Origin of the sequence: Nocardia beijingensis NBRC 16342, from assembly GCF_001612785.1 — a bacterium.
In the GTDB taxonomy this organism is placed as follows: domain Bacteria; phylum Actinomycetota; class Actinomycetes; order Mycobacteriales; family Mycobacteriaceae; genus Nocardia; species Nocardia beijingensis.
Map to the genome: position 1 here is coordinate 67,326 of NZ_BDBC01000009.1, position 12,188 is coordinate 79,513.

14 protein-coding genes are annotated in these 12,188 nt (G+C 69.0%); 9 read left to right on the forward strand and 5 right to left on the reverse strand.

The window, feature by feature from the left end; genetic code table 11:
* The first annotated feature begins 143 nt into the window (after positions 1-143).
* The 6 genes from NB3_RS04950 to NB3_RS04975 all read left to right on the forward strand — a co-directional run bounded on the left by NB3_RS04950 (position 144) and on the right by NB3_RS04975 (position 7,551).
* A complete protein-coding gene (locus NB3_RS04950) occupies positions 144-986 on the forward strand; it encodes an FAD binding domain-containing protein (RefSeq protein ID WP_067797181.1) in 843 nt (280 codons plus the stop codon).
* The gene (locus tag NB3_RS04955; RefSeq protein ID WP_067797184.1) at positions 986-3,739 is read left to right on the forward strand and encodes a molybdopterin-dependent oxidoreductase; all 2,754 of its coding nucleotides are present in this window, start codon (positions 986-988) and stop codon (positions 3,737-3,739) included. Before NB3_RS04950 ends, NB3_RS04955 begins: the two co-directional genes overlap by 1 nt.
* Positions 3,736-4,950: a DUF6986 family protein gene (locus NB3_RS04960; protein WP_067797187.1), complete on the forward strand. Its 1,215-nt coding sequence runs from the start codon at positions 3,736-3,738 to the stop codon at positions 4,948-4,950. Before NB3_RS04955 ends, NB3_RS04960 begins: the two co-directional genes overlap by 4 nt.
* A gap of 44 nt (positions 4,951-4,994) precedes the next feature.
* A complete protein-coding gene (alc, locus tag NB3_RS04965; RefSeq protein WP_067797365.1) occupies positions 4,995-5,969 on the forward strand; it encodes an allantoicase in 975 nt (324 codons plus the stop codon).
* A gap of 322 nt (positions 5,970-6,291) precedes the next feature.
* Positions 6,292-7,191, forward strand: a complete 900-nt coding sequence (gene puuE / locus NB3_RS04970; RefSeq protein WP_067797367.1) for an allantoinase PuuE — start codon at positions 6,292-6,294, stop codon at positions 7,189-7,191.
* A gap of 168 nt (positions 7,192-7,359) precedes the next feature.
* Positions 7,360-7,551 (forward strand): hypothetical protein, encoded by a 192-nt coding sequence (locus tag NB3_RS04975; protein ID WP_067797190.1) that lies wholly within the window; start codon positions 7,360-7,362, stop codon positions 7,549-7,551.
* 82 nt (positions 7,552-7,633) lie between these two features.
* On the opposite strand, the gene NB3_RS04980 is transcribed toward NB3_RS04975, so the two are convergent.
* Positions 7,634-8,062: a MarR family winged helix-turn-helix transcriptional regulator gene (locus NB3_RS04980; protein WP_157111527.1), complete on the reverse strand. Its 429-nt coding sequence runs from the start codon at positions 8,060-8,062 to the stop codon at positions 7,634-7,636.
* Positions 8,063-8,132: 70 nt separating this feature from the next.
* Between NB3_RS04980 and NB3_RS04985 the strand changes: the two genes are divergently transcribed.
* The gene (locus NB3_RS04985) at positions 8,133-8,981 is read left to right on the forward strand and encodes an alpha/beta hydrolase (RefSeq protein ID WP_067797192.1); all 849 of its coding nucleotides are present in this window, start codon (positions 8,133-8,135) and stop codon (positions 8,979-8,981) included.
* Between the two features lie 83 nt (positions 8,982-9,064).
* On the opposite strand, the gene NB3_RS04990 is transcribed toward NB3_RS04985, so the two are convergent.
* The 4 genes from NB3_RS04990 to NB3_RS04995 all read right to left on the reverse strand — a co-directional run bounded on the left by NB3_RS04990 (position 9,065) and on the right by NB3_RS04995 (position 11,102).
* Positions 9,065-9,463: a hypothetical protein gene (locus NB3_RS04990; RefSeq protein ID WP_157111529.1), complete on the reverse strand. Its 399-nt coding sequence runs from the start codon at positions 9,461-9,463 to the stop codon at positions 9,065-9,067.
* Between the two features lie 159 nt (positions 9,464-9,622).
* Entirely contained in the window at positions 9,623-9,826 is a 204-nt protein-coding gene (locus NB3_RS33935; protein ID WP_371855876.1) for a DUF397 domain-containing protein, read from the reverse strand.
* A gap of 176 nt (positions 9,827-10,002) precedes the next feature.
* On the reverse strand, positions 10,003-10,212 hold the full coding sequence (locus NB3_RS33940) for a DUF397 domain-containing protein (RefSeq protein WP_084485790.1): 210 nt from the start codon (positions 10,210-10,212) through the stop codon (positions 10,003-10,005).
* Complete coding sequence (locus NB3_RS04995) at positions 10,209-11,102, reverse strand: helix-turn-helix domain-containing protein (protein WP_067797196.1); 894 nt, start codon at positions 11,100-11,102, stop codon at positions 10,209-10,211. The genes NB3_RS33940 and NB3_RS04995 overlap by 4 nt, the downstream gene beginning before the upstream one ends.
* A 325-nt stretch (positions 11,103-11,427) precedes the next feature.
* On the opposite strand from NB3_RS04995, the gene NB3_RS05000 reads away from it, so the two are divergent.
* Positions 11,428-11,727, forward strand: coding sequence for a hypothetical protein (locus tag NB3_RS05000; protein ID WP_067797199.1), 300 nt, complete (start codon positions 11,428-11,430; stop codon positions 11,725-11,727).
* Positions 11,727-12,098, forward strand: a complete 372-nt coding sequence (locus tag NB3_RS05005; RefSeq protein ID WP_157111531.1) for a hypothetical protein — start codon at positions 11,727-11,729, stop codon at positions 12,096-12,098. The genes NB3_RS05000 and NB3_RS05005 overlap by 1 nt, the downstream gene beginning before the upstream one ends.
* Positions 12,099-12,188: the final 90 nt, after the last annotated feature.

Here is a 12,188-nt window from a genome sequence, read left to right on the forward strand (position 1 = left end):
CGAGCACTCGGCCGGGATGGTTCCCGCTCGCCGGTGGCCGCCGCGCGGCAAGGTAACAGCCGTGCAATCCGACATGCGTCGCGCGCAATATGGCGGCAACCCACTGGCTCTACGGTGACCGAGAGGCAGGAACGAGGTGAGACGTGGACCTGGACACGATCCGCGAGGTGGTGATCGCCCGCGAGCGCGAAGACCTGGCCGCGCTCGGCGCATCCACCGCGGTGCTGGCCGGAGGAACCTTCCTGTTCTCCGAGCCGCAGGATCAGTTGCTGCGCCTGGTCGACATCACCGGCCTCGGATGGCCCGCGTTCGAGATCGTGGACGGCGGCCTGGACATCGCCGCGACCTGCACCTTGGCCGAGTTCGCCGGCGCAGCGCCGGGCCGTGAGCTGGGGACGCGGGTATTGCGCGACCCGTGGCCGGGGACCGCGCTGTTCGCCCCGGCCTGCCGGGCGCTGCTGGCCTCGCACAAGATCTGGCGCACGGCGACCGTCGGGGGCAACGTCTGCCTCGCGTTGCCCGCGGGAGCGGTGCTCGGCGCGCTGGTGGCGCTCGACGCCACGGCGCTGGTCTGGGCCGCCGACGGCGCCGATCGGCGAATCCCGTTGCGGGAGTTCGTCCTCGGCCCCGGACGAACGGCGCTGCGGCGCGAAGAAGTGCTGCGCTCGATTCGCGTGCCGCGGTCGAGTCTGCTGGCGCGCACCAGCTTCCGGAAGATCGCGCTCGCTCCGCTCGGCCGGTCCGGCGCCGTCGTGATGGGGCGCAGGGAAGGCAGCGGCCGCAGCGCGGTCACCATCACGGCCGCCACGATCAGGCCCGTCGTCCTGGACTTCGACGCACCGCCCACCGACACCGAGATCCGCGCTGCCGTGCACACGATCGATCCGGCGCTGTGGTTCGACGATCCGCACGGGTCACCGGAGTGGCGCGGGCATGTCGCGGGGTTGCTGGCCTGCGAGGTGGCCGCGGAATTGCGGGGTAGCTGATGCGATTCGAAGTGGACGGCAGGACCGTCGACATCGAGCCGCGGCCGGGACAATGCCTGCGCACCGTGCTGCGCGACAGTGGCGCGCAGGCGGTCAAGAAGGGCTGCGACTCGGGCGATTGCGGGGCCTGCGCGGTGCTGGTGGACGGAATGACGGTGCACTCCTGCGTCATCCCCGCCTATCGCGCCGCCGGGCGATCGATCGTCACCGCCGCCGGACTCGGAACCCCTGAGCACCCGCATCCGGTGCAACGCCGGTTCCTCGCCGACGCCGCGTTCCAATGCGGGTTCTGCACCGCGGGCATGGTGGTCACGGCGGCGGGGCTCGGGTGCGCCGCCGAGGAGCAGTCCGGCGTGCCGGGCGACGAACTCGCCGAGTTGATGAAAGGCAACCTCTGCCGCTGCACGGGTTACCGCGCCATCCGCGCCGCGCTGGGCGAACAACTCACTCCGGACGATCCGGCCGCCGTCGCGCCCGATCCGGCCGCGGCGGTCGCGGCCCCGGCCGGGCCGCGCATCGTCTCCGGGCGCGAGCCGTTCACCCTCGACCTGCCGTTTCCTGGCGCCACCGACACCGCGCCACCGGCCGCCCCGCTGCACATCGCGGTGCTGCGGAGTCCGCACCCGCACGCGCGGATCCGCTCGATCGGCGCCGCCGCCGCCGAGGCGCTGCCCGGTGTGCACGCGGTGCTCACCTATGCCGACGCGCCGGACGTGCCGTTCTCCACCGCACGGCACGAGCTGCGCACCGACGACCCCGACGACACCTACGTGCTCGACCGGACGGTCCGATTCGTGGGGCAGCGGGTGGCCGCGGTGGTGGCCGACAGCGTCGCGATCGCCCGTGAAGCGTGCCGTTTACTCGAGGTCGACTACGAGGTCATGCCCGCGGTCTTCGATCCGCGGGACGCGCTGCGCGCCGACGCACCGGCATTGCACGGGGACAAACCGGCCTCGGCTCGCATCGCCGATGCCGGACGCAACCTGGTGGCCGAGCTGCACGGCGAGGTCGGCGACGTCGCCGCGGGCCTGGCCGCCGCGGCGCATGTCGTGCGCGGCGTGTGGGATTCGCCGCGCGGCCAGCACGTGCATCTGGAGACGCACGGCGGGGTCGGCTGGCTGGACGACGCCGGACGCCTGGTCATCCGGTGCAGCACCCAGGTCCCGTTCCTGGTCCGTGACGAACTGTGCCGCCTGTTCGGCCGGTCGCCCGCGCAGGTGCGGGTGTTCACGGCCAGGGTGGGCGGCGGATTCGGCGCGAAACAGGAGCTGCTGGCCGAAGACCTGATCGCGCTGGCCGTGCTGCGCACCGGCAGGCCGGTGCAGTACGAATTCACGCGCTCCGACGAGTTCGTCGCCGCGACCTGCCGCCACCCGATGCGCGTCGAGGTGACGGCCGGGGCCGACGCCCGCGGTGTGCTGACCGCCTTGGCCGTCGACGTGCTCGCCGACACCGGCGCCTACGGCAATCACAGCGGCGGGGTGATGTACCACGGCGTCGGCGAGTCGGTGGAGCTGTACCGCTGTGCCAACAAGCGGGTCGACGCGCGCGCGGTGTACACCAATAACGTTCCCTCCGGCGCGTTCCGCGGCTACGGCCTCGGGCAGGTGATCTTCGCCGTGGAGTCGGCTCTGGACGAACTCGCGCACGCGCTCGGCGTGGATCCCTTCGAACTGCGCCGCCGCAACGCGGTGGCGCCCGGCGATCGGTTCGTCGGCGCCGCGGTGAACGAAAGCGATCTGATGTTCGGCAGCTACGGGCTGGACCAGTGCCTCGACCTCGCCGAACGAGCCCTGCTGCGCGGCAACGACGTGCGCGCGCCCGGACCGGGGTGGCGGGTTGGCACCGGCATGGCCGCCGCAATGATCGCGACCGTCCCGCCGCGCGGCCACCGATCCACCGCGACGGCCGCGCTGCTACCCGACGGCCGCTACGAGATCCGGGTCGGCACAGCGGAATTCGGCAACGGCACGACGACGGTGCACGCCCAGCTCGCCGCCACCGCGCTGGAGACCGAGGTGGACCGCATCGTGATCCGGCACGGCGACACCGACCTGGTCGACCACGACACCGGCGCGTTCGGCTCCACCGGCATCGTGGTCGCGGGCAAGGCCGTGTACGCGGCGGCGTGCGCCTTGCGCGGGCGGCTGCTGGCCAGGGCGGCGGAACTGGCCGGCGTCGCGGAGCGGGACTGCGTGCTGAACTCCGGCGGCGTGCACTGCGGCGACCGGGTGCTCACCGCGGCCGAACTGCTGACCGGCGGCGACCTCGTCGCGCACGCCGAGCACGACGGCAGCCCCAGGTCGGTGAGCTTCAACGTGCACGCCTTCCGCGTCGCCGTCGACCCGGAGACGGGGGCGGTGCGCATTCTCCAGTCGATCCAGGCGGCCGACGCCGGCACGGTGCTCAACCCGGTGCAGTGCCGCGGGCAGGTCGAGGGCGGCGCGGCGCAGGCCATCGGCACCGCGCTGTACGAGGACATGCGCAGCGCGGATGGGGTGATCGGCGCGCAGACCTTGCGGCACTACCACATACCGCAGTTCGCCGACGTGCCGCGCACGGAGGTCTACTTCGCCGAGACGTCCGACGCGCTCGGCCCGCTGGGCGCCAAGTCGATGAGCGAATCGCCGTACAACCCGGTCGCGCCCGCGCTGGCCAACGCGATCCGCGACGCGGTCGGCGTCCGGCTGTACGGGTTGCCGATGACCGCGGACCGGGTGTGGGCCGCGTTGCGGGAGAAGGAGTCACGATGACGAAGGTGCCGGAGCACGTCCGCGCCCGGCTCGAGGCCCTGCTCGACACGGTCGACGCCGAGCTGCGCCGCAGGTATCCCGGCTCGAACGGCCGCGCACAACCGATCCACACCGTGTACGTGCCCGCCGACCGGGTCGCCGAGGCGACTCCCGAAATGTGGGGCGCGGCCGCGGTCGAACTGCTCGACCGCCACCGCGATCTGCTCAGTACTCTCGACGGCACCGATTCGCTGCCCGACGTGCGCAAGCGACTGGAAACCGATCCGGTCCAGGACCTGCGCATCGACTTCGAGGACGGCTACGGCCTGCGCGCCGACGCCGAGGAGGACCGCGCGGCGACGGCGGCGGGGGCGGTGCTGGCGGCGTGGGCACGGCGGTCCGGCGGTCCGGCGAGCAGTGGCATCCGGATGAAGGGCTTGGGTGGCGGCGAACGTCGTCGTGCGCTGCGCACGCTCGATCTCGTGCTGGAGGGCGCGGGCGGCGTGCCCGCGGGATTCGTCTTCACCGTGCCGAAGGTCCGGGCGGCGCAGCAGGTTACGGCGTTGGTGCAACTGTGCGTCGGGCTGGAACGCGGGTACGGCATCGCGGAGGGCAGTCTGCGCTTCGAGCTGCAGATCGAGAGCCCGCAGGCGATCATCGCCGCCGACGGCACCGCCCCGGTGGCCACCATGCTCACCTTGTCCGAAGGACGTTGCAGCGCACTGCATTTCGGTACCTACGACTACACCGCCGCTTGTGGCGTCGCCGCGCCGGATCAGGCGCTCGACCACCCGGCCGCCGATCACGCCAAGGCGGTCATGCAAGTCGCGGCCGCGCAGACCGGAGTGTGGGTGTGCGACGGTTCCACCCAGATAGTGCCCGACGCCGACCCGGAGGCCGCGCTGCGCAACCATCACCGGCTGGTCGTCCGGGCGTTGCGGCGCGGGTACTACCAGGGCTGGGACATGCATCCGGGTCACCTCGTCACCCGCTGGCTGGCCACCTACGACTTCTTCCGCCGGGCGATGGACGTCGCGGTGCCGCGCCTGCGGGACTACCTCGCTCGCCGCGGCGGCGACGTCGTCGACGAGCCCGCCACCGCCGAAGCGCTGGCCGCCACGGTGCTGCGCGGCATCGACTGCGGCGCCCGCCCGGACGCGGGAGCGCCGGAACTCACCGAGCCGGTGCTGCGGGCCTTGGCGGCACGCGCGCCGCTACCGGAGGCGCCGTGACCGTCCATCCGAACGGGGCGATCCCGCACGACACAGGAGGCGCGATGCGCGACCGGGACGACGAGGAGTTCACGCTGCTGCCGGATCTGGCGGTCCGGCCGCTGGGCGGCTCGGTGATCTGGGCCAACGACGAGTTCTTCGCGGAGAAGGAGAATTTGATCAACCCCGGTCCCGCCCTGCACCGGCCCGCCGACTTCGGGCACAAAGGGCAGATCTACGACGGCTGGGAGACCCGCAGACATCGCGGGCAACCCGGCGACGATTCGGCGATCGTGCGGCTCGGCGTGCCGGGCGTGATCCGCGGGATCGTGGTGGACACGGCGTGGTTCACGGGCAACTACCCGCCCGCCGTCTCGGTGTCCGCCCTGGAGATCGAGGATTATCCGCCCGCGGAAACCATCGCCGCGCGCGACGATTGGGTGATGCTGGTCGATCGTTCCCCGGTGGCGGGCGACAGCCGCAACTTGTTCGCCGTCGAGAACGAGAAGCGCTGGACCCACGTGCGGCTCACCATGCACCCCGACGGCGGAGTGGCCAGGTTGCGGGTGCACGGAGAGGGCAGGCCCGATCCGCGCCTGCTCGGCCTCGGGCCGCTGGACCTGGCCGCCCTGGAGAACGGCGCGCTGGTGCTGGACTGCTCCAATCGCTTCTACAGCTCACCGAATCAGTTGCTGTATCCCGGCCGGGCCAGGTCCATGGGCGAGGGCTGGGAGACCGCGCGCCGCAGGGACGACGGCAACGACTGGGTGCGCATCCGCTTGGCCGGGCCGGGACTGATCCGGCTCGCCGAGCTGGACACGTCGTACTTCCTGGGCAACAGTCCCGGCGCGGCCCGGCTGACCGGTCGCACCAACGACGGCACCGAGCTGGAGTTGTTAGCGCGCACCGCCCTCCAACCCGACACCAGGCACCGCTTCCCCATCGCGCCGATGGCCGCGTCGGTGGAGGAGGTGCGCCTGGACATCTACCCGGACGGCGGCCTGGCGCGGCTGCGCCTCTACGGCGAGCTGGGCGCATGAACGCAGGGGCATCGGCAGGGCATGCGGTCGCGCCTCTTCAGCGAGTGCGGTGGTCGATCGTGCGGAGATCGGCGGCGCGTGCGGCTGTGCGTTCTTGGTCGACTCGGCCGCTGAGCGCGTCGGTGTCGCGTGTGGTCGCGTCTGTCCGGCGAGTGCGGCGCCCGGCGGTGCGGACATCGTCGGCGCTTGCGACTGTGTCTTTTCGGTCGAGTCGGTACCTGAGCGCGTGGGCGGCGGCGCCGCGTGCGGTCGCGCCTGTCCGGCGCTCGATCGTGCGGATATCGGCGGCGGGTACGGAGCCGTGTTTGCGTGGGGCGTGGCAATGAGGGATTTCGTCGGCTACGGCCCGCGTCCGCCGGACCCGAAGTGGCCGGGGGAGGCGCGAATCGCGGTCCAGTTCGTGCTCAACTACGAAGAGGGCGGCGAGAACAACGTCCTCGACGGTGACGAGTTCTCCGAGACGTTCCTGTCGGAGATGACTCCCGCCGAGGCGTTTCCGAACCGCCACATGAGCATGGAATCGCTCTACGAGTACGGCTCACGCGCCGGGTTGTGGCGGGTGCTGCGCGTCTTCGAGCGGCGCGGGTTGCCGCTGACGATCTTCGCGGTCGCCCGCGCTTTGCAGCGTAACCCGGAGGCGGTGGCGGCTTTCCGCGAACTGGGCCACGAGATCGCCTGCCACGGCTTGCGCTGGAAGTCCTACCAGCTCACCGACCGCGACACCGAGCGCGCGCACATGGCCGAGGCGGTGCGCGTGCTGACCGAACTGACCGGCTCGGCGCCGCTGGGCTGGTACACCGGCCGCGACTCGCCGAACACCAGGGAGTTGGTGGTCGAGCACGGCGGCTTCGTCTACGACTCCGACTCCTACGCCGACGACCTGCCGTATTGGGTGCGCGTGCACGACCGCGACCACTTGGTGGTGCCGTACACCTTGGACACCAACGACATGCGATTCGCCTCGCCCGCCGGTTTCCCCACCGGCGAGCAATTCTTCGCGCACGTCCGCGACGCCTTCGACGTCCTCTACCGCGAAGGCGCGGAGGACACCCCGAAAATGCTGTCCATCGGCCTGCACTGCCGCCTCATCGGCCGCCCCGCCCGCACCGCCGCCCTGGAACGCCTGCTCGACCACATCCAGTCCCACGACCAGGTCTGGATCACCCGCCGCATCGACATCGCCCGCCACTGGCACGCGGTCCACCCACCGCCCGCGTCCTGAGCGGCCGCACCGGCAGCCGGACGCCGACAGCAATCGACTTTCCGATGCGCCCGAGACGGCGCGACCCTGAAAGTGCGGTCTATGTCGGGGATTCGGTGATTCGTAGGCTTCGTGGCGTCAGGGGCCAAGTGCTGAACCTGGCCCTCGCGCCTTCGCTCAGGAGAAACCATGGCCGCGAAATTCACCGCCACCGTCCTGGTCACCGCCGCTCTGTCGCTGCCGATCGCGGCGACCACACCCGCCGCGATCGCCAAGACGCCCAGCACGGGTTCCTCCTCCGGCTCCGGCAAAACAGTGAACAATCTGATCTGCTCCATCCGCAGCTACCTCGGTATGGGTGGCTGCGTCTACCTCCCCTGACCGCCCACGATTGGCCACATGGCTGTGGCAACCGCGAGAGAACTTCTCGCTGATGTGCCACTCGCGCACGTGCCGGTGCGGGTCAGGGGGTGCGTGGGCGTAGGTGGCGGGTGAGGGTTGCGAGGGCTTCGAGGACCTCGCGCACGGCTGCCGGGTCGTCGGTGGGCAGTGCGGCTGCTACGGCTCGGTCCACGGGGGTGGCGCGGATTTCGGCGACTCGCGGTGAAGCCTGGTCGGCCGGTCGGATCAAGGTGCGCCGTCGATCGCGGGGGTCGACCGTCGAGACGATCGCTCCGGCCTCTTTGAGGCTTGCCACCGCGGTGGAGACCGCGCTCTGCGGCAATCCGGTGCGCGCGGCGATTTCGCCAACGGTGCTGTCCGGGTGCTCGAGGATGTCGCTCGACACGACGAGCGCCGGGCGGTGGCCGCCGCCGAGCCCGGCCGACGGCAACGCCTCCTCGCCGAGCTTCATCAACATCCGCCCCAACAGGAACAGTTCGACTCCGTCCACGATGAGACCTTACATCAATATGGATACATCAGAGTTGATGTATCCATATTGATGGATTATTGTCGTCGGCATGAGCACGATTTCCACCGGCACCCTCGAGGTCCCCGGAGCCGACCTGTACTACGAAGTGCGCGGCAGCGGTCCGATGCTGCTGATCGCGCAGAGCGGAGAGGGGGACGCGCGGCGCAGCGAAGATCTGGTCGGTCATCTGGAGCGGCGCTTCACCGTCGTCACCTATGACCGGCGCGGCCTGTCTCGCAGCCTCATCCGCGATCTCGGCGTGCCCGCCTCGGTCGCGACGCACGCCGACGACGCCAACCGCCTGCTCTCGACGTTGACCGGCGAACCCGTGGCAATGCTCGGTTGCAGCATGGGCGCGGCCATCGGACTACATCTCGCGGTCGAGCACCCGGACCGGCTGCACACTCTCATGGCGCACGAGCCCGTCACGCCGTGGCTGCTCGCCGCCGCCGACCGCGCCACCCAGCTCGGCGAACTCGAACACTGCGAGCAGGTGTTCACCGAGCGCGGGTGGCAAGCGGCGCTCGCTCCGATGGTGCGGACGCTGGGGATCGATCCCGCGAGCCAGGATCGCGAACCTGGCGTGACCGCTGCCCCGCTCGGCCCAGAGCGCGCCGCGAACTTCGAATACTTCCTAGGACACGACTTCGCCGCGATCCGCACCGACCACCTGGACGTCGCCGCCTTGCGTCAATCGCCGGTGCGCATCGTCCCCGCCTGCGGGCAGACCACCCCACGACACGTCTTCGACTACAAAGCCGCCCACGAGTTGGCGGCACTGCGCGGCGTGCCGGTGGTGGAATTCCCCGGCGGGCACAACGGGAACCTTACGCATCCGGCGGGATGGGCCGCGCGAGTCGGCGAAACCCTGTCAGACCACTGGCTCTTGGCGGGATAGAGCCCGCTCGGCTCGTCACATCATGGTGCGGACGTACAGAGTCTTCGGGAGCGCCCCTGGCACATACCCACGCGCATATCGGCTCAGCGACCGAGCCTGCCGTACGGCACTAGATACCCTGGTTCCGTCCGGCTTCGCCAACCGCGCTCGGTCGGTTCCAGTGCCCGGCCGCTGGCGGCGGGATCCTTCGGCCACGGCTCGCGTATGTGAATTTGAATGTCGTCCTGAAGGATTCGCGCCAACTCCATCGCGAATCCCTCGGCCGTGCCGCTGCCCGCCTCAGTCGGGTCGAGCGCCGCAGAAGTGCCGGCATCCGGCACTCCAATGCTCACCCAAGCTTTCGGCACCGGGCGACCGGACTGCGCGCCGAATCTCCGCCAGTCCTCGGTGTACTCAGTGCTGATCTGCGTCGAGAACCCCAAAGATTCCTCGATATCAGCGGCCAGCAACCGTGCGCCTCGCACAGCTTCGTCTATCCCCATGCCCATCCTGCCCTTCGCCCACAGCGCCGAACACTGCTCGAGACGGCCCCCTTGGGATCGGCCATCTTCCGCCACGAGTGGCACAAGGCTGCGGCAAAACGCGAGAAGGGGTCTCGCTCGTGTGCCACTCGTGAGCCGGAATAGTCGGAGAGGTATCGATCAGGCCGGCTGACTGGACCTGCTGTTCGTGAGGTTGGTAGTGAAGGCATCCCAACCGGAGGGTGTGAAGATCAACGCCGGCCCAGTGGAATTCTTGGAGTCACGGACACCGACCATGCCCCCGGCGAAATGTGCGACCTCGACGCAGTCTTTGCCAGTGCCGCTGTAGCTGCTCTTGAACCACTTTGCCGCGGATAGGTCCACGCTCAAGCTTCCTACTCCTCTACCATCGCCGCCAGAAGCCGGGCGGTTCGGACTGCTTCGTCTATGTCCAGGATCTCATTGCGCGAGTGCTACGGAGTTCTCGCGATATGGCAGCGGCCCGTACCTGAGAATGCATGTCCTGGTACGGGCCGCGTGTTGGCGAGCAGGGAGCGTGCTCACCCTGCGAAATCGAACCCACCATCGGTGATGGTTGACGTGAAGGCGTCCCAATCGGAGGGCGTGAAGATCAACGCTGGCCCGGAGGAGTTCTTGGAGTCACGGACACCGACATGGGTATTGCCCAGCCAGGCGACCTCGACACATTGGCCCCCGCTCTCACTGTGGCTGCTTTTGAACCACTTCGCCCCGGATAGGTCGGTCTTCACGCCTCGTAGCTCCTTGCTACCCGCCTCAGCAGGTCTCGCGATCTGGCTTCATCCAGCGACGACGTCCGGATGGCCGCAGCGAGTTCATAGTACTTCCGCACTTCATCCGCCTTTTCGAGGTAAACGTCCGCACTTGGGCCGCCTTCAAGGAAGACGATCGGCGGCTCCGCAGGCCTACCCTTCTGATCGACGCCGAAGTCGAGGACAACGAACTGACCGTGCAGAATGCCCCACACCATGCCAGCGGCATATGGGTGCACGCGCACGGTGACATTCGGCAGCTTGCTCATCTCGGCCAGATGCCGCAGCTGAGCCGCCATGACTCGCGGACAACCGATGACCCGGTGCAGCGCCGATTCATGCAGCAGAACCTCCAGCTCGACGGGGCGGGACTTGCGAGTGACGATCGCCTGCCTCTTCATCCGAAGTTCTACGTGCCGGTCGATGTGTTCTGGTGCGTCATCCGCGTAGAACGCGCTGATCACCGCTCGCGCATAGGAGGCCGTTTGCAGTAGCCCTGGGATCTGCTCGTGGTAAATAACCAGTCGACGTGCAGACGCCTCGAGTCCGACGTACATGTTGAAGGTGTCGGCGAAGAGGCCACCGAAAGCTGTGTACCAGCCTTTGACTTGCGCTTGTTCGGCGAGTTCCACCGCACGGCGAGTGTCCGGGGGATCCACACCGTAGATCTCGCAGAGGGCTTTGACCTCGCGGATCTTCACTTTTGCTACTTGTGCCGTTTCGATGCGGTGCAGTCCACTCTTGCTCAGTTCGGCCAGTTTCGCGGCTTGGTCGATTGTGAGCCCTTGTCCCTCGCGCGTTTCCCGAAGAAACCGCCCAAGCTGTCGCCTGGGCAGGGTTGAGGCCTCGTCTTCACCGGTCGAACTCATTGCACCCCCTGCGGATACGGGATTGATGGAAGGCGGAGTTGGAACGCTCCGCAACTGCGATCTGGGACCGATCCTGCGACTTGGGACGAGTTCGCTTGGGAATCCCAGATCAGCTCGATTCACTATATCGGGCGATGGTGTGCTGCATCACAGCGTTCGGGTGCGAACCATGCCGAAACATCCTGGAACTGCTGGTCATCCGGACGCACCGAAGTCCACACATCGACGAGGTTCTGGGGGCACCATGACAAATGCGCGTAGCGTCGTTTCATCTCGGAACGAGGTATGTAGTAAGCCGAAGGCCATCGGGCTCGTTCGTGGTGACGTGTCCGGTGCGGACGCACTGCGGCATGCCGAGGCAGTGCAGCGGCATGCTCTCGCGCTCGGCTATCAATACGTCTACACGGTTCGTCCACCGGTCGACGCCGCTGATCCGATCGGGTACGTGCTCGCGATCGCGAGTGGGCTCGCGATCGAGGTGATCGTTGTCTTCGGTCTCGAGCAGGTGGACAACCGGCCCGCGTTGGTCTGTGATGCGGGGTTCGATCTGGAAACCGTTTGCCCGCAGTGCACCTGGGCGCGGTCGGCGCAGGCTGCGCCGAGGGCCGGAGCGGGGGCGGCGTGATGACTCGACAGGTGATCCTGGCTCCGCCGCGTGTCTGCGCGTCCGCTGATCTCGAGTTGGCGCACCAGCAGATGCGGCGTCACCGTGCCTGCCGGATCGAGCAGTGCGCCTGGAAGTGGGTCGCCTACTGCACGCTGGTGCAGAGCGGCCGGATCGTTCCGCAGCAGTTCAGTCCGCGCGAACGTGCTCATCGTCGCGGTATCGCTTTCCCGCTCGACCACAGCGAGCGCGGACCGGCGCTCGAAGGGACGCCGGACGTGGTGACCTTTCAACAGGTGCTCGACGGGCTCGCGCAGTTGGCGCTGCCTCCGGCGGACGCGGACAACGGCTGTGTTGCGGAAGGCGAGCGGCCGTGGGCATGTGGCAAATAGTGCACAGCATTCTCGCCGTGGTCGGAGGTGGCGCGTTCGCCGCGGTCGGTGTCGCATGCGTCTGGCCGATCGCCCGCCCGCGCCGTCCCG

Excerpts from the sequence above, each read along its gene's own strand:
- NB3_RS04990 (WP_157111529.1), bottom strand. The coding sequence starts at position 9,463 with ATGGGGATAGACGAAGCTGTGCGAGGCGCACGGTTGCTGGCCGCTGAT.
- NB3_RS04955 (WP_067797184.1), top strand. The coding sequence starts at position 986 with ATGCGATTCGAAGTGGACGGCAGGACCGTCGACATCGAGCCGCGGCCG.
- NB3_RS05005 (WP_157111531.1), top strand. The coding sequence starts at position 11,727 with ATGACTCGACAGGTGATCCTGGCTCCGCCGCGTGTCTGCGCGTCCGCT.
- NB3_RS04985 (WP_067797192.1), top strand. The coding sequence starts at position 8,133 with ATGAGCACGATTTCCACCGGCACCCTCGAGGTCCCCGGAGCCGACCTG.
- NB3_RS04975 (WP_067797190.1), top strand. The coding sequence starts at position 7,360 with ATGGCCGCGAAATTCACCGCCACCGTCCTGGTCACCGCCGCTCTGTCG.
- NB3_RS04960 (WP_067797187.1), top strand. The coding sequence starts at position 3,736 with ATGACGAAGGTGCCGGAGCACGTCCGCGCCCGGCTCGAGGCCCTGCTC.
- NB3_RS04995 (WP_067797196.1), bottom strand. The coding sequence starts at position 11,102 with ATGAGTTCGACCGGTGAAGACGAGGCCTCAACCCTGCCCAGGCGACAG.
- alc (WP_067797365.1), top strand. The coding sequence starts at position 4,995 with ATGCGCGACCGGGACGACGAGGAGTTCACGCTGCTGCCGGATCTGGCG.
- puuE (WP_067797367.1), top strand. The coding sequence starts at position 6,292 with ATGAGGGATTTCGTCGGCTACGGCCCGCGTCCGCCGGACCCGAAGTGG.